The sequence below is a fragment of the Photobacterium sp. HL06 genome, from assembly GCF_059552575.1.
The window spans coordinates 1520520-1545644 of record NZ_CM183914.1; the positions used below are offsets into that span (position 1 = coordinate 1520520).

23 protein-coding genes, 2 tRNA genes, 1 pseudogene and 1 riboswitch are annotated in these 25125 nt (G+C 46.3%); of the genes and pseudogenes, 13 read left to right on the forward strand and 13 right to left on the reverse strand.

Annotated features, from left to right (window positions below):
- Positions 1-102: 102 nt before the first annotated feature.
- The 4 genes from AC51G0_RS07180 to AC51G0_RS07195 all read right to left on the reverse strand — a co-directional run bounded on the left by AC51G0_RS07180 (position 103) and on the right by AC51G0_RS07195 (position 4452).
- Positions 103-1311, reverse strand: coding sequence for a PLP-dependent decarboxylase (locus AC51G0_RS07180; RefSeq protein WP_496301369.1), 1209 nt, complete (start codon positions 1309-1311; stop codon positions 103-105).
- Positions 1311-2081, reverse strand: a complete 771-nt coding sequence (locus AC51G0_RS07185) for a 2,3,4,5-tetrahydropyridine-2,6-dicarboxylate N-succinyltransferase (RefSeq protein WP_496301370.1) — start codon at positions 2079-2081, stop codon at positions 1311-1313. Before AC51G0_RS07185 ends, AC51G0_RS07180 begins: the two co-directional genes overlap by 1 nt.
- On the reverse strand, positions 2066-2998 hold the full coding sequence (gene dapA, locus AC51G0_RS07190) for a 4-hydroxy-tetrahydrodipicolinate synthase (RefSeq protein WP_496301371.1): 933 nt from the start codon (positions 2996-2998) through the stop codon (positions 2066-2068). The genes AC51G0_RS07185 and dapA overlap by 16 nt, the downstream gene beginning before the upstream one ends.
- A gap of 90 nt (positions 2999-3088) precedes the next feature.
- A riboswitch (Lysine riboswitch) is annotated at positions 3089-3262 on the reverse strand.
- Positions 3263-3513: 251 nt separating this feature from the next.
- Positions 3514-4452 (reverse strand): LysR family transcriptional regulator, encoded by a 939-nt coding sequence (locus tag AC51G0_RS07195; protein WP_496301372.1) that lies wholly within the window; start codon positions 4450-4452, stop codon positions 3514-3516.
- Between the two features lie 179 nt (positions 4453-4631).
- Between AC51G0_RS07195 and AC51G0_RS07200 the strand changes: the two genes are divergently transcribed.
- The 7 genes from AC51G0_RS07200 to AC51G0_RS07230 all read left to right on the forward strand — a co-directional run bounded on the left by AC51G0_RS07200 (position 4632) and on the right by AC51G0_RS07230 (position 11702).
- Positions 4632-5882, forward strand: coding sequence for an efflux RND transporter periplasmic adaptor subunit (locus tag AC51G0_RS07200; protein WP_496301373.1), 1251 nt, complete (start codon positions 4632-4634; stop codon positions 5880-5882).
- Positions 5883-5893: 11 nt separating this feature from the next.
- The gene (locus tag AC51G0_RS07205; RefSeq protein WP_496301374.1) at positions 5894-9088 is read left to right on the forward strand and encodes an efflux RND transporter permease subunit; all 3195 of its coding nucleotides are present in this window, start codon (positions 5894-5896) and stop codon (positions 9086-9088) included.
- Positions 9088-9459 (forward strand): hypothetical protein, encoded by a 372-nt coding sequence (locus AC51G0_RS07210; protein ID WP_496301375.1) that lies wholly within the window; start codon positions 9088-9090, stop codon positions 9457-9459. Before AC51G0_RS07205 ends, AC51G0_RS07210 begins: the two co-directional genes overlap by 1 nt.
- A gap of 450 nt (positions 9460-9909) precedes the next feature.
- A tRNA-Leu gene (locus tag AC51G0_RS07215) sits at positions 9910-9996 on the forward strand.
- An 11-nt stretch (positions 9997-10007) separates the two neighbouring features.
- Positions 10008-10081 (forward strand) — tRNA-Cys (locus tag AC51G0_RS07220).
- A gap of 373 nt (positions 10082-10454) precedes the next feature.
- Positions 10455-11135 (forward strand): FMN-dependent NADH-azoreductase, encoded by a 681-nt coding sequence (locus AC51G0_RS07225; protein WP_496301376.1) that lies wholly within the window; start codon positions 10455-10457, stop codon positions 11133-11135.
- A 255-nt stretch (positions 11136-11390) separates the two neighbouring features.
- A complete protein-coding gene (locus tag AC51G0_RS07230; RefSeq protein WP_496301377.1) occupies positions 11391-11702 on the forward strand; it encodes a hypothetical protein in 312 nt (103 codons plus the stop codon).
- Between the two features lie 50 nt (positions 11703-11752).
- Here the strand turns inward: AC51G0_RS07230 and AC51G0_RS07235 are convergent, their stop codons facing one another.
- Complete coding sequence (locus AC51G0_RS07235; RefSeq protein ID WP_496301378.1) at positions 11753-12004, reverse strand: phosphoethanolamine transferase domain-containing protein; 252 nt, start codon at positions 12002-12004, stop codon at positions 11753-11755.
- A gap of 657 nt (positions 12005-12661) precedes the next feature.
- Between AC51G0_RS07235 and AC51G0_RS07240 the strand changes: the two genes are divergently transcribed.
- Complete coding sequence (locus AC51G0_RS07240; RefSeq protein WP_496301379.1) at positions 12662-14446, forward strand: oxygen-binding di-iron domain-containing protein; 1785 nt, start codon at positions 12662-12664, stop codon at positions 14444-14446.
- 95 nt (positions 14447-14541) lie between these two features.
- Here the strand turns inward: AC51G0_RS07240 and AC51G0_RS07245 are convergent, their stop codons facing one another.
- The gene (locus AC51G0_RS07245; RefSeq protein WP_496301380.1) at positions 14542-14952 is read right to left on the reverse strand and encodes a hypothetical protein; all 411 of its coding nucleotides are present in this window, start codon (positions 14950-14952) and stop codon (positions 14542-14544) included.
- 64 nt (positions 14953-15016) lie between these two features.
- Entirely contained in the window at positions 15017-15787 is a 771-nt protein-coding gene (locus tag AC51G0_RS07250) for a matrixin family metalloprotease (protein ID WP_496301381.1), read from the reverse strand.
- Between the two features lie 240 nt (positions 15788-16027).
- Between AC51G0_RS07250 and AC51G0_RS07255 the strand changes: the two genes are divergently transcribed.
- Positions 16028-17137: a protein kinase family protein gene (locus AC51G0_RS07255; RefSeq protein ID WP_496301382.1), complete on the forward strand. Its 1110-nt coding sequence runs from the start codon at positions 16028-16030 to the stop codon at positions 17135-17137.
- Positions 17138-17177: 40 nt separating this feature from the next.
- On the opposite strand, the gene AC51G0_RS07260 is transcribed toward AC51G0_RS07255, so the two are convergent.
- On the reverse strand, positions 17178-18383 hold the full coding sequence (locus AC51G0_RS07260) for a sensor domain-containing diguanylate cyclase (protein ID WP_496301383.1): 1206 nt from the start codon (positions 18381-18383) through the stop codon (positions 17178-17180).
- Positions 18384-18697: 314 nt separating this feature from the next.
- Here AC51G0_RS07260 and AC51G0_RS07265 point away from each other — a divergent pair, with 314 nt between their 5' ends.
- Positions 18698-19249: a GNAT family N-acetyltransferase gene (locus tag AC51G0_RS07265; RefSeq protein WP_496301384.1), complete on the forward strand. Its 552-nt coding sequence runs from the start codon at positions 18698-18700 to the stop codon at positions 19247-19249.
- Here AC51G0_RS07265 and AC51G0_RS07270 read toward each other — a convergent pair.
- Positions 19246-19755, reverse strand: a complete 510-nt coding sequence (locus AC51G0_RS07270; RefSeq protein ID WP_496301385.1) for a porin family protein — start codon at positions 19753-19755, stop codon at positions 19246-19248. The genes AC51G0_RS07265 and AC51G0_RS07270 overlap by 4 nt on opposite strands.
- Positions 19756-20105: 350 nt before the next feature.
- Between AC51G0_RS07270 and AC51G0_RS07275 the strand changes: the two genes are divergently transcribed.
- Positions 20106-20411 (forward strand): hypothetical protein, encoded by a 306-nt coding sequence (locus tag AC51G0_RS07275; protein ID WP_496301386.1) that lies wholly within the window; start codon positions 20106-20108, stop codon positions 20409-20411.
- A gap of 128 nt (positions 20412-20539) precedes the next feature.
- Positions 20540-20944, forward strand: a complete 405-nt coding sequence (locus tag AC51G0_RS07280; RefSeq protein WP_496301387.1) for a GFA family protein — start codon at positions 20540-20542, stop codon at positions 20942-20944.
- Between the two features lie 121 nt (positions 20945-21065).
- Here AC51G0_RS07280 and AC51G0_RS07285 read toward each other — a convergent pair whose 3' ends face one another.
- Both AC51G0_RS07285 and AC51G0_RS07290 read right to left on the reverse strand, forming a co-directional pair.
- Entirely contained in the window at positions 21066-22289 is a 1224-nt protein-coding gene (locus AC51G0_RS07285) for a hypothetical protein (RefSeq protein WP_496301388.1), read from the reverse strand.
- Positions 22290-22357: 68 nt separating this feature from the next.
- The gene (locus tag AC51G0_RS07290; protein ID WP_496301389.1) at positions 22358-22831 is read right to left on the reverse strand and encodes a TlpA disulfide reductase family protein; all 474 of its coding nucleotides are present in this window, start codon (positions 22829-22831) and stop codon (positions 22358-22360) included.
- Positions 22832-23199: 368 nt separating this feature from the next.
- On the opposite strand from AC51G0_RS07290, the gene AC51G0_RS07295 reads away from it, so the two are divergent.
- A complete protein-coding gene (locus AC51G0_RS07295) occupies positions 23200-23736 on the forward strand; it encodes a methyltransferase domain-containing protein (RefSeq protein ID WP_496301390.1) in 537 nt (178 codons plus the stop codon).
- A gap of 218 nt (positions 23737-23954) precedes the next feature.
- Here the strand turns inward: AC51G0_RS07295 and AC51G0_RS07300 are convergent, their stop codons facing one another.
- Entirely contained in the window at positions 23955-24452 is a 498-nt protein-coding gene (locus AC51G0_RS07300; protein ID WP_496301391.1) for a hypothetical protein, read from the reverse strand.
- Positions 24453-24611: 159 nt separating this feature from the next.
- Positions 24612-25063, reverse strand: a pseudogene (locus AC51G0_RS07305) (GGDEF domain-containing protein).
- Between the last annotated feature and the right edge of the window lie 62 nt (positions 25064-25125).

The window sequence follows — 25125 nt, forward strand, 5'->3', positions numbered from 1 at the left end:
CAGCATAACACTTGGTGGTTAGAAGTGTATGCTGTTGCAGGTAACGCTGAAAATTGCTAGCCGTGACAGGGCTGGCTATTTACCCCTGAGCTCACTATTTGCCTAAGCTAAATAATGGCTGGCTGGAGCACTTGCTCGCACAACCTTCATACCTTCTCGAGAGAAAGTTAACTCAGCAGGGAGGTTGTGGCACAGGAAGTAGGGCATACTTTCGGTAAAACCATACGCTCCTGCTTGAGAGAAGATCAACCACTCACCACGCTGCAGGCCGCCTGGCAACTGTAAGCTGCCGAGGCAATCTAGCCCGGTGCAGAGGGCGCCGTGGATCTGGTAAGACCTAAGTAGCGAATCATCAGCTTGTAGAGTTTCAACTGGGAATGCTTGCTCTGTGAGTGCCGGACGCAGCAGGTGCTGGCTTCCGCCTTCAATGACGGCAAAGCGGACACCTTGGTTATGTTTGATGTCGGCCACTTTACTCGCATAATAGCCATAAGGGCCAACCGCATAACGGCCTAGTTCCATCCAGCACTCGCCAAGCTGGAACTCGCTTTTTAGCTGTGTTAGCCCTTGGCAAACCTGCTGCCAGTCAAGTTCTTGCTGTTGTCCGGCATAAGGGATACCAAGCCCGCCGCCTAAGTCGACAATCGGTTCTTCTATTTGCCAGGCATCAAGTAGGGCAGCAAGTCGCGGCATAGCCGCCCACCAGGTTTGCACTAGGGTATCGGCACAAAGGATATTGCCCCACTGGAAGCAATGCACGCCCAGCAGCTCAAAGTCGTCAGGTAGCGTGAAAGCATCCGGCATCCACTGCTCAGGTGTCAGCCCGAACGGGGTTGGAGAGCTTCCCCCTAAGACATTCATCTTGTCTTCTGGATTTTGAGCCCACGGCAGTTGCACCCGTAATAAGACCTGGACGCGAATTTGCTTTTCGCTGGCGATCTTGGCCAGATCATCGGCCTGCTGGTGACTCTCCAGCACAAAAATGCGGACGCCATGCTCGATAAATTCGGCCAGGTGCTCTGGTGTTTTTACCGGCCCGGTATTTAAAATACGTGCCGGGTCGACGCCTTGCGCCAAGACCTGATGTAATTCGCCTAAGCTCGCGACATCAAAGCCAAAGCCCCTGGCGTCAAGGGTTTGGATGATGGACGATAGCGGATTTGCTTTAACGGCATACCATAATCTGGCTGGCGCATCTGCAAGGTTTGCCAAGTGTTGATCGAGTCCATCAAGATCGTAGGCATAAAAGGAGTGTGGTTGTTGCTCGCTGGCCAGTTGCAGCGCTTTGCGAACGTGCTCAGTCAGTGCCATTAACGCAGTGCCTCTTCCAGTACCAGTGAAGCATCGCTGCTGTCATCCCGGTATTTGATGATAATCGGGCACTGTACGCTCAAACCCATCTTCTTGCCCCACTCACTGCTGGCAGGTCGGCTGCCCGGAACGACAACTGCGCCTTCTGGGATTGGTGCCCCTTTTGGTAACTGGCACTCATTGACCAGATCATAAACAGCAACAGCCGCAGACAGAGTAACACCTGGTGCCAGTACCGCTCCTTTTTTGACGACTATCCCTTCAACGATCACACAACCGGCCCCGATAAAAGCATCATCTTCGATGATCACAGGTGTTTGACCAACAGGCTCCAGCACACCGCCGATTTGCACACCCGCGGAGAGATGGACATTTTTGCCGATTTGGGCACAGGAGCCAACGAGGGCGTGGCTGTCTACCATCGTACCGCTATCGACATAGGCGCCGATATTAATGTAGGCCGGTGGCATGATCACAACGCCTGGCGCAACATAAGCACCGCGTCGAACCGCTGAACCTCCCGGTACCATGCGAACCTGTTCTTCCGGCCTGAATTGGCGTGGATTCAGGTTATGTTTGTCGACTGCGCCAGGGTATTCAGGCCCGAAGCTAACGAGTTCGCCAGCTGGAAAAGCGGCTAGGATCCCTTGTTTCACGCCAGCATCGGCGTGCCATTCTCCTTGTGGATCCTGGGTGGCGGTACGCACTTCGCCGCGCTCAAGTTGGTCAAGTAAAAGTTTCCAGTCTGGGGCTACTACTGATTCAGACATGTTTCCATCCATTGGTTTATTTTTAAATCGGCATTGATAATCGGGGTTAATTCTTGCATCTCGTCCATGTAAAGCGGGGGACGCAGTCCGGCGTTATTGAGACGACCCTGACGCTGCATCAGGGCTTTTACCGGGATTGGGTTAGAGGCACAGAACAAGCTGTTGCTGGCTTGTTGCCATAGGGCCTTGAAGTCTGGCGCTGGTTGGCTAAAGCTCTGGCGCACATAGTGCGCAGTGGCTTCGGGCCAGGCGTTGGCGGCCACAGATACCAGGCCGCAGGCACCGGCGGCAATAAAATCGACCAGCAGGCCATCATCGCCACAGAAATACTGTAGTGACGGGGCTGCGTTGTGGTAACGGGTGAAAGTCTCGACGCATCCACTGGCTTCTTTCACAGCCCATGCGTTGGAGTGACTAGCTAGTGAACTCAAGGTTTGTTCGTCGAGGGCGACACCGGTGCGTGAAGGCACGTTATAAATCATGCATGGCCATTGGCTGGCATCAAGTAGGCTGTTAAACCACTTCAACTGGCTAGCGGCACCAGGCTTGGCGTATAGCGGAACCGGTATTAGCAGGGCATCAACAGGATAACCTGCCAAGAACTCCAGCCATTGCATCTGTTGTTGCAGTTGGAAGCCGCCGACGCCCACCATGAGTGGAACAGAAAGCTCCAGTGCGCAGATATGGCGGATCACGTCCTGCTGTTCAGCAGCTGTCATCGCTAATGCTTCGCCGGTACTGCCAAGGATCAGGATCCCATTGCCAGCCGCTTCTTGCTCTTTTGCCAATTGGGCCAGGCTAGCAAAGTCAATCGACTCATCGGCGTGGAACGGGGTGATGAGGGCCGTCCATAAAGTAGTTTGCTGTAAGCGTGCATTCCCGGCAGCGGGAGCAGAAATAGAAGTTTGATTAGGCATCTCTCATCCGAACTTTTTAATATCAGTTCAGAGAGCTTGGTTTTGCGAAGGCACCAATGGCAATGAGCCACTTTGGGGCAATAAAGCACAAATACCAGAAGCTCTCCACCATAGGTGACAGTCCTGAGGATTCAGCCTCAGCAACCGGTAAGTCTTGCTTCCAAACGCAAAACACTTACCTCGGCGTTAATCCCCCTTATCTGCGGTCACGGGTACTTGGATACCTCGAGCAGACTACCTGGTTAACGCACCTCTTCTGATCCCAACAATACTTGGGATAGCTTGATTCAAACATCAAATGTAGATAGGTGTCAACAATATCGTGAATATTTATGCGTATAGACTATCGCTTTCTGTCATCGATAAGGCAAGAGGGGCTGGTGTGTAGAGAAACAAATCCATGCGAAAATGGAAGTTAATTCTTATCTGGGATTGCATAAATGCGGACAGGGTTTATCACTATACCCTTTTGGAGTCGCCAAACCAGCCTAATGCTGGTTTGGCTGTCGGCTTGTTTACGAGCAGACACACTCAAAGACTTCCCGGAGGTTTTGGTTCCACCGGGTAACGAATTTTTCCTGAATATGGTCCCTCAGCCATTGTAGGCCTGCATCCTTGTCCTGGCGTTTGTGCCACCACATTGAAACAGAGCCTCGGGGGATCTCTATCGGGCTGTGGGTGACGGAAAGCTTACCGCTGGCAACGTGCTTATAGGTTGCTGCTGCCGGTAGAATGGCAATGAGATCACTGTCAATGAGAAGGGGGGCTGCAGAAGCAAAGTGATTGACCGTAACGGCTACTCGTCGCGTCATCCCAAGCTGGTGCAAAGCCCTGTCTGTCGCTCCATAGCTATCGCCCGATAGCGAAACCAGCAGGTGATCGGCATTGGCAAACTCTTCAATGGTTAAATCCGGTTTTGCCAACGGGTGGTCTTTTCGCATTGCGCAAACGTGGCAGATATCGAGAAGGTGTGTTGAACGGATACTTTCCGGTAGCGGGGTAGTCGCCCCCATGACCAAATCCACTTCGGCATCATCCAAGACTTTTTGGGCATTGATGATGGTATAGGGAACCGCATGCAGGTTGATACCCGGCGCGTGTTCTTCAAAATAACGTCGTAAGTCCAACCAGACGGTATCTACGACGATATCGCTGACGGCGATCCTGAATGTGCGTTTAGCGACTTGGGGCTCAAAGGTATCAGGTTCAATAGCGCGATTTAGATCGTGCAGAGGATCCCGTATTTGATCCCAGAGGTTTTTCGCATAAGTTGTTGGCTGGATATTACGGCCGTCTTTGACAAACAAATCATCCTTCCACGCCCCCCGCATCCTGGCTACCGCGTTAGAGATCGCTGGCTGTGTCATTGATAACCGCTCAGCAGTACGGGTGATCGATTTCTCGGTCATGATGGTATCAAAAATGACCAGGAGGTTGAGTTCTTGCGGTCGCATACCTAGCTCCCTGCTTATGTATTGGAGTGCGATACATCATAGTATTTTATGTATTGGCTGGCTAGTATTGGTCAATACATCATAAAAATTTATGTGTGTGATAACAATTTAAAATTATTTGTGATGTGTTAGGCGGCATAGAATGCTCTCCATAAGAACTACATTCCATGGAGAATAAGATGAGAGCACAACAAGGATTACGGAACCTGGTGCTAGCTACAGTAGCTGCTGGTGTGCTGGTGGCCTGCCAGCCGCAGATTGGAGAGCAGGCCAGCCATGGCCAACCGCCAGCTCCGCAGATCACGGTTGCACAAGTGATCAGCGAGCGGATCACCGAATGGGATGAATTTACAGGTCGCTTGCAGGCACCGCAAACTGTTGAACTAAAGCCTCGAGTCTCTGGCTACGTTGAGCAAGTGGTCTTCGAAGAAGGCACATTGGTTAAGGCGGGCGATGTGCTGTTTTTGATCGATGCCAAACCCTTAGAAGCTCAGGTAAGTCGTCTGAAAGCTGATCTGGTTGATGCACAAAGTCAGGCGCTGCTGGCTCAGCGACAGCTTGCACGTGGCAAGCAACTGATAAAAAAGAATGCTATTTCTCAGGAAGAGCTCGACAATCGTGCTGCAAGTCAGCAGCAGGCAAACGCCAGGGTACAATCACGTAAAGCGGCATTGGCACAAGCCCAGTTGGATCTTGAATATACCCAGGTTAAAGCACCGATTTCCGGCAGGGTATCAAGCGCCTTGATCACGAAAGGGAACTATGTGACGGCAGGGCAGAGCCTGCTAACAACCCTGGTATCGACAGATACAATCTATGCCTATTTCGATGCTGATGAACAGACTTACCTGAAATACAAGCGTCTGGCACGTGAAGGCAGCCGGCTTGACTCCCATGACAGCAAATCACCAGTCTTGATGGGCTTGGCTGATGATCAAGGCTTCCCCAATGCCGGCCATATTGATTTTATGGATAACCAGGTTAACGAGCAAACCGGTACGATCCGGGGCAGGGCAGTGTTTGAAAACAGTGACGGGCGTTTCACTCCCGGTCTCTTTGCCCGGATTAAAGTGGCAGGTAGCGCGAGTTACCAGGGCATTCTTATTGATGATAAAGCCGTCGGTACCGATCTAAACAATAAATTTGTGTTGGTGTTAGATAGCGAGAACAAGGTCCGGTACCGCCCCGTTACGTTGGGGAAAAAGCATAATGGCTTACGCTTGGTTAAGGATGGCCTATTACCTGACGATACGATTGTGATCAGCGGATTACAACGTGTACGACCGGGCGCAGGGGTCAACCCTACCGAGGCTGCGATGGCCAGTGATGAAATATTGGTACAGATGCAGCGCCAGCAACAACGGGTGGATGCATTGCAAGCGGAAGTAACAATTGCCGCTAGCGACCAGCATTCAGGCAATCGCGGTTAGGGGGAGCAAGGATGAAGTTTTCTCAATTTTTTATATCACGGCCGATTTTTGCTGGCGTCATCTCGTTGATGATCATGATCGCCGGGGCGATTGCCGTATTTCAATTACCCATTACTGAATATCCTGAAGTCGTACCGCCGACAGTTGTGGTTACTGCGAGTTACCCGGGAGCCAACCCAACCGTAATTGGTGATACCGTGGCAACGCCACTGGAGCAGGCAATTAATGGTACAGAAGGCATGCTGTATATGTCATCGCAGGCGACTTCTGATGGTAGTCTCAGCCTGACAGTTACATTCGAGCTGGGGACGGATATCGATGACGCTCAGGTACTGGTGCAAAATCGGGTAGCCCGTGCATTGCCGCGATTGCCGCAGGAAGTGCAGCGCCTCGGGGTGGTGACTGAAAAGTCATCGCCGGACTTGACGATGGTCGTACACTTAACCTCGCCTGATGACAGCTATGACATGCTCTACCTGTCTAACTATGCCAACCTCAATGTGAAAGATGAGCTGGCGCGTGTCGAAGGGGTGGGTAGTGTTCGTCTGTTTGGTGCGGGCGAATATTCGATGCGAATTTGGCTCGATCCGCCCAAAATGGCGGCTCGTAACATGACAGCGATGGATGTTGTTAGTGCGATCCGTGAGCAGAACCAACAAGCGGCCGCCGGTAGCTTAGGTGCCCAACCGACTGCCGAGAACAATTTTCAGCTGCTTATTAACTTAAAAGGCCGACTAAGTACGGAAGAAGAGTTCCGCAAAATAGTGATTAAAGTCGGGGAACAGGGGCAAATTGTTCGCCTGAGTGATGTCGCACGTGTTGAACTCGGTGCAAATAGTTATTCATTACGCTCGCTACTTAACAACAAGCATGCGGTAGCAATACCTATTTTCCAGCGCCCAGGCTCAAATGCTATCGAAATTTCTGATGGCGTGCGTGCCAAAATGGCGGAGCTGAAAGAAACTTTTCCGCAGGGTGTCGATTATTCGATTGTCTATGATCCGACAGTATTTGTTCGTGGTTCCATTGATGCTGTGGTGAAGACGCTGTTTGAAGCTTTGTTGCTGGTTGTGGTTGTCGTCGTACTCTTCCTGCAAAACTGGCGCGCAGCAATCATCCCCCTAGCGGCAGTACCTGTATCTTTGGTTGGTACCTTCGCGATCATGCATGGTTTGGGTTTTTCGCTCAACGCGTTATCACTGTTTGGCTTAGTGCTGGCCATTGGCATCGTGGTTGATGATGCAATTGTGGTGGTGGAGAACGTTGAACGGAATATCGATGATGGGTTGTCACCAGTTGCGGCCTCTCGGCGTGCAATGAAGGAAGTGACGGGACCGATCATCGCCACCACCTTGGTGCTGGCAGCGGTGTTTATTCCGACGGCCTTTATGTCTGGCCTAACCGGTCAGTTCTATCGTCAGTTTGCCTTAACCATTACCATTTCTACGGTGATTTCAGCATTGAACTCGCTGACTTTGAGTCCAGCGTTATCAGCATTGCTACTGCGCAGTAAAGACGCACCGAAGGACGGCTTGAGCAAAGTAATCGATTGGTTATTTGGACGTTGGCTGTTTACGCCTTTCAACCGTTTATTTAATTGGGGGAGTAATACTTATACCAGTATCGTTAAGCGGGTGATCCGTGGTGCAGGTATTGTCATGGTGATGTATGCCGGGCTGTTGGTATTGACGGCTAATCAGTTTGTTGAAACGCCGACTGGTTATGTGCCTTCTCAGGATAAACAGTATTTGGTGGCTTTTGCCCAGTTACCTGATGCGGCATCACTGGATCGCACTGAAGCCGTGATCCGTGAGATGTCCCGTATTGCACTAGACCATCCGGGGGTTGAATCATCCGTTGCCTTCCCGGGGCTTAACATTAACGGGTTTACCAACAGCCCTAGTTCCGGGGTGGTTTTTGTGACCCTTAAACCGTTTGCGGAACGCCAAGAAGAGCACTTGTCAGGTAACGCGATTGCTTGGGCGCTTAATGGCAAATTCTCAAGCATTCAAGATGCCTTTATCGCCATTTTCCCGCCACCACCAGTAAATGGCTTGGGTAATATTGGTGGCTTCCGCTTGCAGATCCAAGATAAAGGTAACCTAGGTTATGAGGAGTTGTATGCGGTTACCCAACAAGTGATCATGAAAGCCTGGCAGGCACCGGAGCTGACTGGCGCCTTCACCAGCTTCCAGGTGAATACGCCTCAGATCGATGTGGACGTCAATCGTGAAAAGGCCAAGATGCAAGGTGTCTCCGTGGATGACATTTTTGCCACCATGCAAATCAATTTAGGGTCGCTGTATGTCAATGACTTTAATAAGTTTGGCCGTAACTATCAGGTGAATGTGCAATCACAAGACAGCTTCCGCCAAGAGCCAGAGCAGATTGCCCAGTTGAAAGTACGTAATGCTAACGGCGATATGATCCCCTTGGGGTCTTTTATCTCGGTTAACCATTCTGCAGGTCCAGATCGCGTGATGCACTACAACGGTTTCACTACCGCTGAGGTGAATGCGTCACCGGCACCAGGGTTTAGTACGGGCCAGGCACAAGCGGCAATTGAAAAAATTCTGGCTGAAACACTGCCACACGGTATGAGCTATGAGTGGACAGAGTTGACCTATCAGCAGCAGCTAGCTGGCAATACAGCAATGTATATCTTCCCGTTGGTGGTGTTGTTGGTATTTTTGGTGCTGGCAGCTCAATACGAGAGCCTTAGCTTGCCGTTGGCGATTATCTTGATTGTACCGATGACCTTATTGTCGGCGATTACTGGTGTGATCATCTATGGCGGCGACAATAATATCTTCACTCAGATCGGCTTCATCGTATTGGTGGGATTGGCAACGAAAAATGCCATCCTGATCGTCGAGTTTGCGCGTGAAAAAGAGCAGGAAGGGCTATCCGTACGAGAGGCAATACTTGAAGCCAGCCATCAGCGACTAAGACCTATTCTGATGACGTCGATTGCTTTCATCATGGGGGTGCTGCCTATGGTGGTGTCAACAGGAGCGGGTGCCGAAATGCGCCAGGCGATGGGGGTTGCTGTGTTCTCCGGAATGATTGGTGTCACTATTTTCGGCTTGCTACTCACCCCAGTGTTTTATGTGCTGATACGCAAGTACCTGGGAAGAGCTTCGTTGAAAAGTGGACAAGCAGCAAAATCTGATGTTGTGCCTGATGAGATGATTGAGGCTAACTAATGAATATCATTGACTATTTTTTGATTGCATCTTCACTGTCGCTAACTGCGTGTAGCTGGGTCGGGGTTGAATGCCAACCCCCGGCACTGATAGCAGGTGAATTGGCCTTTATTCAGGCGCTGGATGATGAACGGCAGTGGTGGCAATTTGATGGTATCGATACATTTGGGAGTGCTGATGTTGAACCTCAATACAGCAAAGATCTGCAGGCTAGTTTGATGTCTGAGCGCTTGCAAGATCCTAGTTGCCAAAGTGACGAAAGCATTGAACTGACGTTGGGCTCTGGTTGGACAATTATGCCGATTAGCGCCAGCTTGTGCGGGGTTGATTCAGGCAGTGTTGAACACGTTGCAGTGATCAATAGTCAATAATCTGGTGATAGCTTATGCCGTTGACTAGGATTTGAATCGGTTGATGGTTGTTGAGCATTAGATAGGTGAGGGGGAGAGGCTTGATGTTACGGCTTCTCCCCGTTACCAATTACAAGGCTATATGTAGCGTTAGCTTCTTGTACTGACATCGAACCATATTCACCAGTAATAACGTGATGCCTCCGCAGAGTTAAAATTTGGTTATGCGCTATTTTTATCCGTTTTGAATGGAAACTATAACTGGAGATCGCTTTTTAAGCAGTTGAGTGAAAAGGATAAAACTTCCTGTTGACTCACAATTTAAATCAGTTAAAGTACGCCTCGTTCTCAGGACAACATGGTTCAGAGAAAAAGAATTTTGCGGTATTGATACTTCTAGTTTTGAAGTGTCGGTATTAAAGATGGTGTCTAACTTAAATCAGTTACGAGCACCGCAATCAAGCATTGCGTGCCCTGGTGGTGGAATTGGTAGACACAAGGGATTTAAAATCCCTCGACGTTCGCGTTGTGCCGGTTCAAGTCCGGCCCGGGGCACCATCTAAATATAAGGCGCGTTGGCAGAGTGGCTATGCAGCGGATTGCAAATCCGTGGACCTCGGTTCGACTCCGGGACGCGCCTCCACATCTCGAAAAGCCCCAGCAGAAATGCTGGGGCTTTTTTGTTCCAGTTACATATCAATTCAAACTGATGGCCAACTAGGATAGTTACCTTATCGTTGTGCTCTTTGCGCACTCCCATATTACAACCATACCTTAGGCAATTTATTTAAATGAATTGTTTAACTTTATGAATTTAAGAACCCTTGAAATATGATTAAGTTTACAGCTAATATCTATCATATTGTTATATAAGTATTTTTTATCTTCATTGATTGCAATTTGGCTCTTCGAAAAATTCGAATAACTACAGCTAATTTTTACGCTATCTTGATCTGGGCGCTATCCCTATAGTTACTTCAACAGCGAAAAGCATTGAACCTAGTAAGGATAGCAATATGTCTAAAGTTCTCGTTCTGAAATCAAGCATTCTTGGTGACTACTCTCAATCTAACGGCCTCATTGACCACCTAGTTTCTTCTTGGGGCAGCAACGTTTCTACGGTTACAGTGCGTGATTTGGCTGCGCAACCTCTACCTGTTCTGGACGGCGAAATTGCTGGTGGCCTGCGTGGTGGTGATGATTTGTCGCAGCGTCAAAAAGAGGTGGTTGCACAGTCTGATCTGCTTATCGAAGAATTGAAAGCGCACGATACTCTTGTTATCGCAGCGCCTATGTATAACTTCCATATTCCGACCCAGCTCAAAAACTGGATTGATCTGGTTGCCCGCGCCGGCGTTACTTTTAGCTATACCGAAACTGGCCCGGTTGGTTTGATCAAAGATAAGAAGGTGGTGGTTGTTACAACACGTGGCGGTATGCACAAAGACGGTCCGACTGATGTGATGATCCCATATCTGAAGACGGTACTCGGGTTTATTGGAATGACCGATGTCGAAGTCGTTTATAGCGAAGCGTTGGCAATGGGTCCTGAAATGGCTGAGAAAGCTATTGCGGAAGCTAAATCTGATCTGGAAAGCCTCTCCTTGGGTGAAAAGAAAGTTGAACAGGGAATGGTTGCCTCTCAGAAGCAAACACCAGTTTGGAAAAAGCTACTCAGTAAACTGGGCCTAAATTAATCCTACGTAGGCAAATTTGTTGGGTGGAACTCTATAATGCCAATCGGCTAAATCGTAGTGTCGATTGGTACTCTATAGATATACAAACATAACCCGCATCATTCTTTACTTAACTTTATATTCGTTCAACTTTGGTTTACCTACAGAGCGCTATTATTTGTAACAAGTTGATTGCTTCTTCTGCACAGTAAGTGCTACTTGCCTAGCAAGTTGAAGGTAATAACAGCGGTAAAATTAAATGATGGAGAAATCAAAATGAAAAAAGTAAATATTGTACTGTCATCTGTAATGCTTGCATTCTCTTCAATGTCATTTGCCGATATCAGTATTACCGATACGCAAAATGGTGCCTGGGTTACTGTTACTGATGGCGGTCAGCCGTCAGCGAACGCGACAGTTTCAATAGAAAACCAGCCTCAAGTCCGGAGTACGTTCCAGACAGATGACAGTGGTCGTGTATTTGTACCGCTTTCCTTGAATCACTCAAGATCAGTGAAGTACAAAGCCGTGACTGAAGACGGCAACGAGTTTAGTCGCTTTGCTTTCCACGGAGTGCAGAAGCGCTAATAAAAAGACGACCTTGTTGTCGCAAAATCGCCTTTTCATGGAAGAGAAGGCTAGTTACGACATTGATAAAACAAATCCATTTCTGCGTTATAAGCCTCAGTTTCAAAAATGTTTTCAATCATACCGTAGTCAAAAATGACGCCATAGTTGTACATGGCGTAGCTAACCATACTCGACAAAATAAGGAGGAGTGCAAAAAAAGGTCGAGAAAAATATGGCCAGCTGAAAAGGTTAAAAATAAAAATAAAAATAAAAATAAAAATAAAAGCGGCAATAAGGAATACTGGGTTCGAGATTATCAATCCAATTTTAACGTTTTCTAAACTGCTGCTGATCCCATATCTTTTGCGCGCCCACTTAGTTCATGTCAGTCAGAACCGGTTGCGTGAGTTATATGGGTTATCCCTGTTTTTCCTGGTTTCATATTCATCTCAGTTTGTGTTGTGCAGTCCATAGAAAATGTGAGTCCGATAGCGTAGGGATTGTAGGGACTACGATGTGGATAAAAAGTGAAAATAGGTGAACTTGTCTTTCAAATTAATATGGTGATATTAAATGGGATATTGCGGTGTTAATAAACACGTGCCGCGTAAGCACTTGTAAGGCAGAAGTCGATAAATGTACGTGAATGTAAGATCGTAAGGGGTAGGGCATTTAATAGATGGAAAGTTTAATAGAGATATTGGTCTTAAGTGATGAAAATATTACTAACTGTTTCAAGGTTTTAGATACTTATATTGTGCACGCTGTCTCATGTTGGGTGGAGTATTTATAGATGTTGTTGTGAGTGATATACATACAGTGACTACATCCAGGCATTCCCAGTAGCAATCTTGAGTTTAACTGTACTGTTAGCAAGCGCATAAAAAGGTATGATGATTTATATCAATCTATTCGAGCTTCGAATGCTTGATGATGTGCCCGGATTGAGAACATTACTGCTACTGAGGACCACCTAGATGACGGGTCTAGAAGAAAAATTAGAAAATTTCGATACGAATCATGCAATTGAGTTAGCACCGCGTGTGTGGTGGGTGGGGCATGTCCAGGAGGGAGACCCGTTTCAGTGTCATGTTTATCTTATTGAGCAGGGTGAACAATCAATACTGATCGACCCCGGTTCAAAGCTCACCTTTGCGAATACGCTAAGAAAAATTAACGAGGTCGTCCCGTTCACTTCAATCAAGTATTTTGTCTGCCAGCATCAGGATCCGGATATAACGGGCGCAATTCAGTTAATTGACCAGCTTCTCTGTCGTGATGATGCAGTGATTGTGACCCACTGGCGAACGAAGATGCTGCTCAAGCATTATGATTTCGGGATCCCGTTTTGGCTGATCGAAGACAATGACTGGCAGCTCGCGTTAGACGATCGCACGTTGAGTTTTTGTTTTACACCTTATGCGCATTTCCCCGGGGCATTTACCACATTTGATCCCAAATCTGGAATTATGTTTTCAAGCGATATTTTTGGTGGCCTCACTGAAGAGTTTGCTCTGTTTGCCAAGGATGAAAGCTATCTGGAGTGTATGAAGCCATTTCATCAGCACTACATTCCAAGTAATGATATTTTGCAATATGTACTCAACGAGATAGAACAATATCCAATGGAGATGATTGCTCCCCAGCATGGGTCAATCATTCCAAAGTCGTTGATCCCTTATATGATTGATGGACTTAAGTCTCTTGACTGTGGTTTGTATTTGCTACTTCGGGGGACGACAGATTTCGTCAAGCTGGCCAAGTTTAACGAAACACTCAAAAACATCACCAAAACGATGACGATCTATCGTGATTTTAGAGAAATTGCGGCAGCATTGTTTAAGCTAATTCAAGGTGAAATAGCGATAAATAGCTTAGACTTTTATGTCCGTGATACGGATGGCGATATGCTCCATTTTGCCGAGACAAATCATTACCGTGGTCATACTATCGCCAAAATGCCAGCTATGGTTACTCAGATCTTTGAAGCAAAAGAGGAGCCGGGCAAGGAGGCGCGTAGCGAGCGGTATGAGATCACACAGCTGGAAGTTGACGGGGTTATTTGTGAGAGCTTGCTTATTCCACTTATTTTGCCAGATGAAGGGAGTGCCCAGGCTGTTATTTTGATAAGTCTAGAAGATCACAACAGCGATCAAGAGAAAATTCAGCGTGTGGTTGAACAGATGCACTTGCCGCTGCAGATCTCGATTGAAAGGGAAATGATCTATCGTGATATGGAAAAAGAACGAGAAAAAATCTACCAGCGTTCAATACGTGATCCGTTAACGAATTTGTACACCCGAATCTATATGAAGGATGTTGTTCAGAAATTGTTTGATCAACAAGATAGGGACACTGGCTCCAATATGGTTGCTGTTATGGTGGATATTGATCATTTTAAGAGTATTAATGATACCTACGGGCACAGCCAGGGGGATGTTGTACTACAAGGTGTAGCATCAACAATTTTGAATAATTGCCGCAATGCCGATATTCCAATCCGACTCGGTGGTGAGGAGTTCGTGATTTTCTCTCAACTCGGGCTAGAAGGTGCGCTTGCTTTTGCAGAAAGGCTTCGCCAGCAAATAGAAAGCCTGCAGTGGGATGGTCTTGAAAAAGGAAGAGTAGTGACAGCGAGCTTTGGGGTAGCTTTACGTCAGCCTGGGGATTCGCTGGAAACCTTGATTTCACGGGCGGATGTTGCCCTGTACCGTGCTAAACATCAAGGCAGGAACCGTACATGCATACTTCAAGACAGCTAGGCTACATTTGTTGATACCGGCCTGGGTAACCCTATAGAATGTGACGGCTATTGTCGCGATAGGTTTATGAACGCAAACCATCAGAATACTAATTATTATGATGGTTTGCGGCATGAGTTAGCAGCTAAGCGTTTCATCCATTTGTTATATTCAGGGCTCTCTAGCTCCATTGCCTTAAATTGTGCCGGATGATTAACAATAAAATAATCTGATGTATTTACAGCACCTTTTAAAAACCAGAGCCCTTTTTGCCCCTCTTTGAAGAACAGCATATCGCTGCTTATCGGTGCATTTGGATTAGGCACTTGGAAGGCAAGCCATCGGGAGCTTTCATTGCTTTTAGCATGGTCTGGAGACAGCAGCACAGCTTGAATGTTAATGAATGACAGGTAAATACCATCATGTATGAGATTAATATCTCTTGGCGCAGAGCTAAAGTCTCCGTAAACAATATACTCCGACTCACAAATTAATTGTGAGTTGGATTTAGGTGCCCAATAAGCCATAACTTGCCCACTGAAGAGTAATAGTATTATTAGGCCAATTCGCATCTGTGTTCACTCCAATGCATCAATCATGCTGTCTGCGTTTCAACGATATAGCAAGCATAGCAAAACTTAGCATCATTAATAATGTAGTATCAGGTTCAAATACATCTTGTGGTGCCCCATATATGGCTTGGGCACCTGCGATATCATCCGCCTGCGGGCCACTAAAAGCTTCTGAGTAAAATGGTTCCAATAAGGAGCCACTTGCGCCGGTATGATCTAAACCTATCGCATGGCCTATTTCATGTGCCATTACCTGAAAAATGTCGAAGCCAGCACCGCCAAACCCGATTTTCCACGTATCAGCGGTATCAAAATGGATATCACCTGCGGCGGTAGCACCATTTGGCGGCGGGAAAAAACCATGGGCCAAGGTCCCCCCGGCTCCATCAAAGGCATGTCCTCCAATGCGGATATCTCCGGATGTTGTCGCTGCATTAAAAGCGGCACCATCATCAGCAACCTGGTTAAAGGTTATATCGGCAACTGCGCTCCAGGCCGCAAAAGCGTTCACAATTTCAGTAACAGCACCTGTGGGCATAAAATCAGTAATACTGGTAATAGTACAGCCTACAAACTCAGCGGCACAAGAGGTGCCTGTAGGCATTAAGCTCCATGTGACTGTTGTTCCTGGGCTTCCGTCTCCCCATGAACCACCTTGAAGAATGAAAGCATTGGCATTGAATGAACTTAACCCGCAGGCAAGTAAGCCGATAGCTGCGACACTTTTTATTTTCTGCAAACTCATAGTTAACCCCTGTTCAAGTCGAAACCCGTTTGGATTTTTAATCATTTTTTGGGAACTTAATAAAAATATAAATTTCCTAATCAACTAAGCAAAGATAGTGCCATATAAATAAATCAATCACTTAGCGTCAAATAAAGTTCTATATGTAAAGTAACTCGACAATTTGGCGGATAGAATAAAGAAACGTCAGAGTCAAAAAGTAATATTTCCATCACGGTTTGTAAGGCATCACTCTCTATATATTCACTATTTGTTGTTACCTAGTAATTTAAGGGAAGTAAGAGAATGGAACAGGAACGCCAGCAAGCACAGTTAGCCTTTGTCGAAAGTGGGCAGAACATTGAAATAGGAACCTTGCAGGGCGTCCCTATCACTGTTGAACAACTTAAAGCCACAACAGCAGAATCAGACTATGTGGTGGAAACATTCAATTCTGGCCTGACGGCGGTGGTTTACCACCTGAGAATTGGTGATCAACATTGGACTTTAAAGCAGAAAAGGGCCGTAAGTTTGGTTAACAATGTTGACGGTCAAACGTCGTTTCTGAATGAAGTTCAACGTCGGCGGGATCTCAGTGTTCTGAAGCAGAAGTACCCTGAGAGCTTCAGCCATATTGTTGATACTCAGTATGCCTCCTACACAGACGGCATTATGCTTTCTCCATGGGTTGAAGGGGAGCCTTTGGCAAACTTGGATCGCGATGTATTTCAGCAGATTTTTACCGCCATCGTTAACCTGGAACTCAATGGTTTGTTTGAATGGGATTTTTGTCCGGGTAATATTTTGCTCAATAGCCAGGGGGAGATAAAGCTATTTGATTTTGGGTACATGTACTCGTTTGATCCCCTGTCGGATTTTAATAGCAACGGCCTGGCGACTCCTCTCTTCCATGGCGTTGAGCGATTTGAAACCCGTTTCCTGTTTGATTATTTGCTGAAAAACCCGCTTGGCTTAACAGAAGATGCCTTGTTTGAACTATACCGCGATGAGAAGCAGTGTGCTTTAGCTGCCTATCAGTACAAGTTACAAAGGTTGGTTGAACTTGGTGCCGGTGAGGCGGTGATCGCCCGTCAGCAGACCATCAATAAATGCTGGGAGCAGGCGCTTGCTGATGAGGAAGCCCTACAGACACTGTATTTGATTGAAAGCTACCGTTCAAATGTATTGGATTTATTAGATGATTTGCATGGCCAATCTTGCTCGCCATATACGCTTAAAAAAGCAGACTTAGTGCTGCAGCTAATTGAAAAGCATTTTGAACAGCTGCAAGCAGGTGATGCATTCTTTTTCGGTGATGAAGTGTTGGGAAAAAATGAGTTAGTGGGCAAGTACCGCAAGCTTCGCCAGGATGCCGAATGTTATCAGCTTGATAGCACTGTTGAAAAAACAGCTTAAGGGCTAGTCGTGTGGTGAGGTGGCATGAGCCATTTTGGTATTATTCACCTGCTACAATGGCTTGGTTTTTTCCGCGCTGTTTTGCCAGGTAGAGCGCTTCATCGGCTCGGGTTAGTAGGTGATCGATCGTGTCATCATTTCCTGCTATTGCAGCGATTCCCATACTGATGGTAAAACTGATCTGGTTGCTGCCGGTAGGTACTTTGAGTTTGGCAATGTCCTTGCCGAGGCGGTGTGCGATATGCTTCGCTTGTTCAATGTGGGTACCTGGAAGCAGCAGGACAAATTCCTCCCCGCCCCAGCGACCTACAAAGTCGCTGTGGCGGATGCTGTTCCGGCAGGTTTCAGCGAATAGCTTCAACACCTCATCGCCGGTATGGTGGCCGTATTGATCGTTAATGGATTTGAAGTTATCGATATCAATCAATACACAGCATAATGGCAAAGCGTGAGTTTGGTGGTTAGTGATTTGCCGCTCAAGTAACTCAGTGAGTGCCCGCCGATTGAAGAGGTTGGTAAGGACATCATAGTTGGCTCGGTGCTCAAGCTGCTCGCGAAGCTGGTGCTGCTGGGTGATATCCATTGTTGTTACTTGCACCACTTGTTTACCGTTCCAACGAATTGGGCGGGCTAGTAACCCCAGCCAAACGACGGTACCGTCGGCTCGGATGAACTTAGCTTCGGACTTGACTGATGTTTTCTGGCCACTGACAAGCACTTGGTTATTCTGCAGTGCTTTTTGGTGAAAGGCGGGATCGTAAAGCGGCAGAACGGAATCAATGGCCGTTAAGGCGTGTTCATTTTCATACCCCAGAATTTGTGCGTAGGCTTTGTTGCAGAATAACGGCTTGAAGTTGTGGTGGACCAAAATTCCCTGTATCGAGCCGTCAACCAGTTCTCGGTATCGCTCTTCGCTGGCCTGAAGTTTCTTTAGGGTATCGACCTGGTTAGTGAGATCCATCACTGTAGTTTGCATGGCTGGCTCATCTAGCCAGTTAATTACGTGGTCGACAGTTAATACAATAAACTCGTTACCTTCATTATCGATATTTCTATAGGTCTGAATCCCCGGCTTTTCCCTCCCGGCCATGATGGCATCATAGGCCCTGATTACATTGCTACGTTCGTTAGGGGCAATCAGGTCCAGTAGGCTGTTGAGGGAAAGCATCTCTTCTCCGGACTCACGTCCAAAGAACCGAGCGTAGTTATCATCGGCATATAGGGGTTTGAAGTTCCGGTGGATCACCACACCGTAGTGGGAATCAATCAGAAATTTTTTATCAAAAGTCGGAATAGCGTGTACTCACCTATCAGCTGAGCTAGGAAATATTACTTGATCTAGCCACCTTCATGAGGTTTAGAATTCCACTCATTGGGATAAACTTCAAGTCACGGTACCTACGAAACCCAATAATTTGACTGGCGTCATATGAAAATAGAGAATTAGTCTGATGTTCTGGATGTTGGTGTACAAAAACAAATAAACTCATTGGCTCGAAATACCAGGTCTCTTGGTACCTGGCAGTGATTAGACAGTTACTCAAGACACAAGGATATGTGATGAAAGTAGTACCAGCCTCGTTAGATATTATTGAGCAATACAGTGAATACGTTTGTGAATGCTATCGAGCAGGAATTAGCCATTATGCCGATGCAGTGAATGCACCATATGTCTACCTTCAAAAAATTATCGATTACTCCCATGGCCGGAATTTGCCACCAGGATGGGTGCCTTCGACAACATTTTTTTGTATTAGTGAAGGGCGTATCCTGGGTGCTATACGGCTACGCCATACTACAAATGACTATATAGAGCATGTTATTGGACATGTAGGTTATGAAACCAGGCCGTCAGAATGGGGGCGTGGGATTGCCAGGTATTTACTTACTTGGATTCAGACCAATCAACTAAACACTGGTGTAATCATTACCTGTGCAGAAACAAACCTAGCATCGAGAAAAGTTATTGAGAGTTGTGGTGGCGAATATTTGAATGGTACTCATGATGGCGACATAAATGCAATGCGGCTTCGGTATAGGTTACTACCAACCAAAAGAAAGAGGATAAAGCATCCTCTTTCAAACAGTGACATCATGAATCAATGTGATTAGAACTTATAATCCAATGACAATATAATTTGCTGTGAGTAATCGATTTTGGTGTTGTTTTTATCATAATTTTGATCGATGTAACGATAGGTTAGATCTGTCGACCATTTTTTGTTGATCTCATATATCGCACCTACCTGGCCGCCCCAGGCAAAGTCAGTTGAACTACTACCTTGGATTTCGCTGTCTGCCCAACCTGCAGAGATACCTGCATATATATCAACGCGTTTTGCTACAGGGTGAAGGTAGTCATACGATGCTAGGAACAAGTCTTGCGAAGACTTATCCATGTAACTATAAGTACCCATTAGACGGTGATGGTCATTAACAATGGCACCACCACGTAACTGGTAAGTACCGTCTTCACCATTCTTTTCAAACTCTCCTTTGATGTTGTCTTCCTGATAACCGACACCTGCACCTACAAACCACTCGGTGCTAGCTGCGTAAACCGGAGATGCTGCAACAGTGACCAAAGCAAGGGTTGAGATAATCGATAATTTCCTCATCAGTGAAGCTCCTAATTGGGCCGAGGCTCCAATCAACAATTGAAGCCTTTATCGGCTTCGAATGAACTATAATTATGGCCCCAAAAGGTGAACCTTGCCGCTTTTGGATGCCAGTAGGTTAACGCTCTGCTACGGAAGGTTTTTTCACCGCTCCCCTACTGATTAATATTCATTATTGATTGAAATTAAAGAATATTATTTGTAACCCGTGGACAGTGATATTGGCCAGCGATGCCTTTGGGAACCACTTGTATTTGATCGAACAAAACAGTTAAAAATGAGGGCTCAAAATGATGCACAGCAATCTATACTTTAACTGGATTTGCTAATAGAGATCAGGGACAGGATAAATGTACGCTAAACATCGCTCATATACTCTTGCTGGGAAAACACATCACCATGCGCATCTCGCTGTTAATCCTACAGGCGTTTTATCAGTAGAAATTGAGGAGGAACACAAAAAACTAGAGGCTGAATTCGACGATTTATGCTTTTCAACGCATGGTAAAATAACGGGCTTAGACTGTGTAGAGCACTGTAAACCCACACACACCCTATGGCATATTGATCTCTCTTGTAGCGATGCAAGGGATCTTACCCAGTTAATCGATGATGCCAAGGAAGAGTATGAAATTATTATGCGGGATCTTTGTTAACACCTTGTAGAGTTAGAAGCCATGTACTCTTACGAGTCAATGAGCTTTCGCGGTTGTAACTGAATTCATCATACCTGTGTATGATGTTTTTTTGTCTCGGCTAAGTGTATCCAAGGAAGGGAAAGAATATGCTCAAGAAAGTAGGTGACACCGATATACAGCTGAAACACAAAGCGTCATGCCACTGTGGAGCTGTTGTACTGGAACTAACGTTACCCAATGGTATCGAAGACCCTAGACGATGTGATTGCTCGATTTGCCGCAGGAAGGGAGTTATCGTCGGCTCAGTGCTGTTGTCGGGTATTAAGATCCTTCAAGGTAAGGGTGTCTTGAAACTGTATCAATTCAATACCAATACAGCCAAGCATTATTTTTGCTCGAACTGCGGTATTTACACCCACCACCAACGCCGCTCAAACCCTCAGCAGTACGGTTACAATATAGGCTGCCTAGAAGGGGTGAATCCGTTTGATATTGATAACATTCCGATCAGTGATGGCGTAAACCATCCAGCAGATAGGGCAGGGAGCTGATACTTGTATTTGCTAAGGGAAATTAAAACGCTAGATAGTCATGAGTTGGTGTGTACTATCAAAAGCGACGATGCTTGGCCGTCGCTTTTGATTAGGGGGATAGGGTTTAGACCATCGTGAACTATAGCAATACGCGGGCTGTTCTTACTTGATTTGATTCACCAACTTGAGTCCAGGATAGATAGACTTCGCCACCTGAAGCAGTAATAGAAGGGAAGCCTGTTGAGCGTGCAGCTTGAATTTCAGCCACTGTTACCTTGTTAAGTAACTCTCCTGCAGGACTATATTTAGCCGCCATAACTTGTGCAAGCTCGCCTACATTATCCATCCAGCTTACTACAATGTCGCCAGAATCAAGGGTTGCGACACCTACACGCCCCATGGTTTTGCCTTTGCTCACTATCGCAGGCGCGTTAAAGCTTTCTCCTGAGTTTTGAGAGAACGCCAATTTCACCTGAGGAACATTGTCACTCATTGTAAACCAGGCAACGGCAACCTGTTCATCATCTGCAGTAATAGCTGGGCCGTTTACCGGGCACCCCTCGATTTTCCAGTTGTCGTTATGCACGGCAGTAGGCTTAGTCCACTGATTAGCAACATAACGCACGACGGAGATATCGCGGATCTCTTGCTCAGAGCGGTCACGGAAGGCGACAATTGGCCCCTTGCTGGTCATGGCGGCACTGGTTTGGCAGCAGTCGCAGACGCGGTGGTCTAATTCCCATTCATCTACGGTATTACTTTGGCTATCGAATATGCCGGCACGGAGAGTCATCGCTCCACCGCCATGTCCATGAGAATGGCTGTCTTCACCATGCCCGGTTTTGGTAAAACGCCCGTCTAACCATGTGATGAAGGTCTGCTGGTTAGTCATCGGTAACATGCTCACAAAGCCATGCTCAGCGCTGACACCGTCTTTGTGCGGGGTCATTGGCTCATTCCATTCTCGGCCGTTATTGTTGGAGAATGATACTTTGACATCGTAGTCATATTTACCGCCGGCACGTTTTTGTAGCCAATGCGCTGTTAAGCGATCATCATCAGCAATGAGTGACGGAAAGTCAGCCCAGTTAACAAACCAGTCATTTCCCGAAGCAACAGGAATAGGTGTACTCCACTGGCCATCATTCAGGGTGGAATACAGTAGCTGGCTGGTGTTAGTACTGGTATTTTCCTCTACCCATGACAGGTAAACCTCACCCGTGTTACTGGTAAATAACCTGGAAAGACTGCTGTTCAAACTCGCAGGGCTAGCAAGCGTAGCAACCTGGGGTTGTTGAGGCTGAGTGGCGCATGCGGATAAAAATAGCAATGGTAGGCCCACTGAGCTGATCAGGCGCTTCATATGTTGTCCTTAAAATAATGGTTGATTTAGCTTTTTATAGTTAGTTAGATATTGGTACTGATTGCATATTATATTTCAGTTTTTGACTTAACAGAGTCTTGCAGTTTATATAATGTATTGCGGATGCTCTGTTGTGTTTGCTCACCCACAAGGGTGCCGGCTATATTTCCATCTGAAGTGAGAATATAGGTTGTAGGTAAAACCATTGGCTGAGGCAAGCGGATTTTCTTTAACGAGTTTGTATCCAGCACAGGGAATTGAATGTCCAAACTTTCTAATGTCTGAACAAGGTTGTTATTATTCAAATTGTCATAGTTAATCCCGACAACAAGTACTTGCTCTTCCTCTAGCTCTTTGGCTAATTCGTTAAATTCAGGGATTTCACGGCGGCATGGGCCACACCATTCTGCCCAGTAGTTAACGACTCTCCATTGGCCTTCCCAGGCTATGGGAGCTCCATACGCGTCCTGAAAGGCATGAGCCGTTGAGGTGTTTAATAGTCCAATGAACAACAAACTCAGGAATTTAATTTTATTTTGCATCCTGTTATTCCGATACTCTGCTTTAAATCTTGTATTGACCATAAAAGGTTGAGGTCATAAACATATATGGATAATGCAATAATTGGTATTGTTAAGTGTTAAGTTTGTGATTAACAACTTGTTAACCGGAGAGGATTTGATCCATATCAAGCCTATAGCGACCTATGAGCAGCTGTATATGCTAGAAAGAGCTAATACAATGAAAATAATATGAAGTTGGTTGTGTGGCGTTTGATATGAGAGGCGACAGGAAACAACCACCATCAGTTTAAAGAGAAGTTATGGCGGGAATTGTTATTTTTGGTGTCTTCTTTATAGCAAATTGAATATTCTTTAGCCAAGAAGGCAAATGAAAGGTTAGTAGTGATATGGCAATTCATGGTGAACAGGTAGCGCACTCCGTGCTGGTGGAGAAGTTTTCAAGTGAGCTGATACAAGCTTCTAAGCAAGGTGAAATCTTAGACTTAGCGTGTGGGAGTGGCCGTAACGGATTGTATCTGGCCCGACAGGGGCTTCCTGTTGTGTTCGCCGATCAAGACGGTGAAAAGCTAAGTCAGATTGAGCAAATCATCCAGGCAGAGCAACTCCCAGCAAAAACGTGGCTGGTTGATCTTGAAAATGGTACACCATTGGCTGATAAAACATTTGGCGCCGTTATGGTATTTCGCTATTTACATAGGCCACTATTTGAGGCAATCAAAGCCAGTATCACATGTTCGGGGGTGGTGGTGTATGAAACGTTCAATGTAGGGCAAAGAGCGTACGGAAGGCCTCGTAACCCCGACTTTTTGCTGCAAGAAAATGAACTAGTGGAAGAGTTTGCTGGGTGGCAAATCCTCCATCAGTTTGAGGGCGTGATCAGAGAGCCTGAAAGTTCGATTTCACAAATTGTTGCATGCCGTTAGGGCAGGGGAAGGTACCATTGAGCTTGTATTATAAACGGTTTGATAAGTATAAATCTTTTTTGAAGTCAATCGTTTAAATATCTGACAGCAGATTTGGAACGGAAGAATATGGTCAGCGTTACGCTGACCATTTAGGTTAATCTATTGGTTGCCTATTGCAGTGCTCTTTCGAAATGAAAACCTTTAACTAAGTGACAGGCATCTAGAGTTGAATAGTTCTAAGTATTATGACGAAAGCTCTTGGCTATCCGGCTAAAATATCCTTCCATTTCCTTGATTGAGGTAACGGTTGTCTGTTCAACCTTATTTCTCGACATATTGAAATTATGGGTAATGTTATTACCTGTTCTTTCCATAAAGTCTCCAGCATCCATTTTGGCTAGGTGACTTTGCAGAGCAGCGTGGTCAAGTTCAGTTTTTGCCTGGCTAGTCGTCTTGTTAGCGAGTTTTTCAAAAGATTCGCTGATATTTTGCCATTTGTCGTGTGCTTCCATAGCTGCCAGATGGGCCTGCAGGGCTGCTTCATCAGTCTTGCCGGCAAGATGATTGGAGGCTTCACCAAGTTTATCGTTAATCTCAGAAAGTCGATCCTTGGCGTGTTGCCACACTTGCTTGGTGTTTTCTGAAAACCCCTCTGATTTGTTCTCAATTTCTTTGGTTATTTCCCGGATTTTTTCACGAGATTGAGAAATCTTTTCATTAAGCTGGTCTTTCATGCTAGCTCCGTCTTTTCGCAGTTATGTCACTTAGGTCACATTGCATTACGAGACTATGCTTGACGGTATAGGGAAGCCGTTAGTGGAGTCTCCTGTGCGATGACCGTTCTAAGTATAGACACTAAGCCTGTAAAAATAGCTGACCTATTAGCCTGCAACTCACCAGCAGTTTCTTCCCGCAGCTTTGGCTTCATAGAGTAATATGTCCGCTCGTTCTATAAGTGTATCTATTTCAACACCTTCCGCGTTGTTACTAACCACCCCAAGACTGACTGTGCATCTTACTTCTTGTTGATTGTGGGGGATCGCCATCTTCTCGATGTTTGTTCGGATCTTTTCCGCAATTAGCGTGGCGTCCTTGCTATCTGTATCGTCAAGAAGGATCACAAACTCTTCACCACCAAGCCGGGCAATAGAATCCGTTTTTGTAGTGTTGAGTTGACTGTACTAGCAACTTTAGTCAGTACATGGTCACCTAAAAGGTGCCCATGGCTATCATTCACCTGTTTGAAGTGGTCAATATCAAAAATAATGATACTGATTTGTTTCGTCGCCTGGCCTTTGTGTTGAACTAACGACTGGGCCTTGTTAGTAAACGCTCTGCGATTCAATAGCCCTTACCGACGGGTAATACACCAAAACAAAGGCAAATAATGAGCTAGGGAGGAGCAAA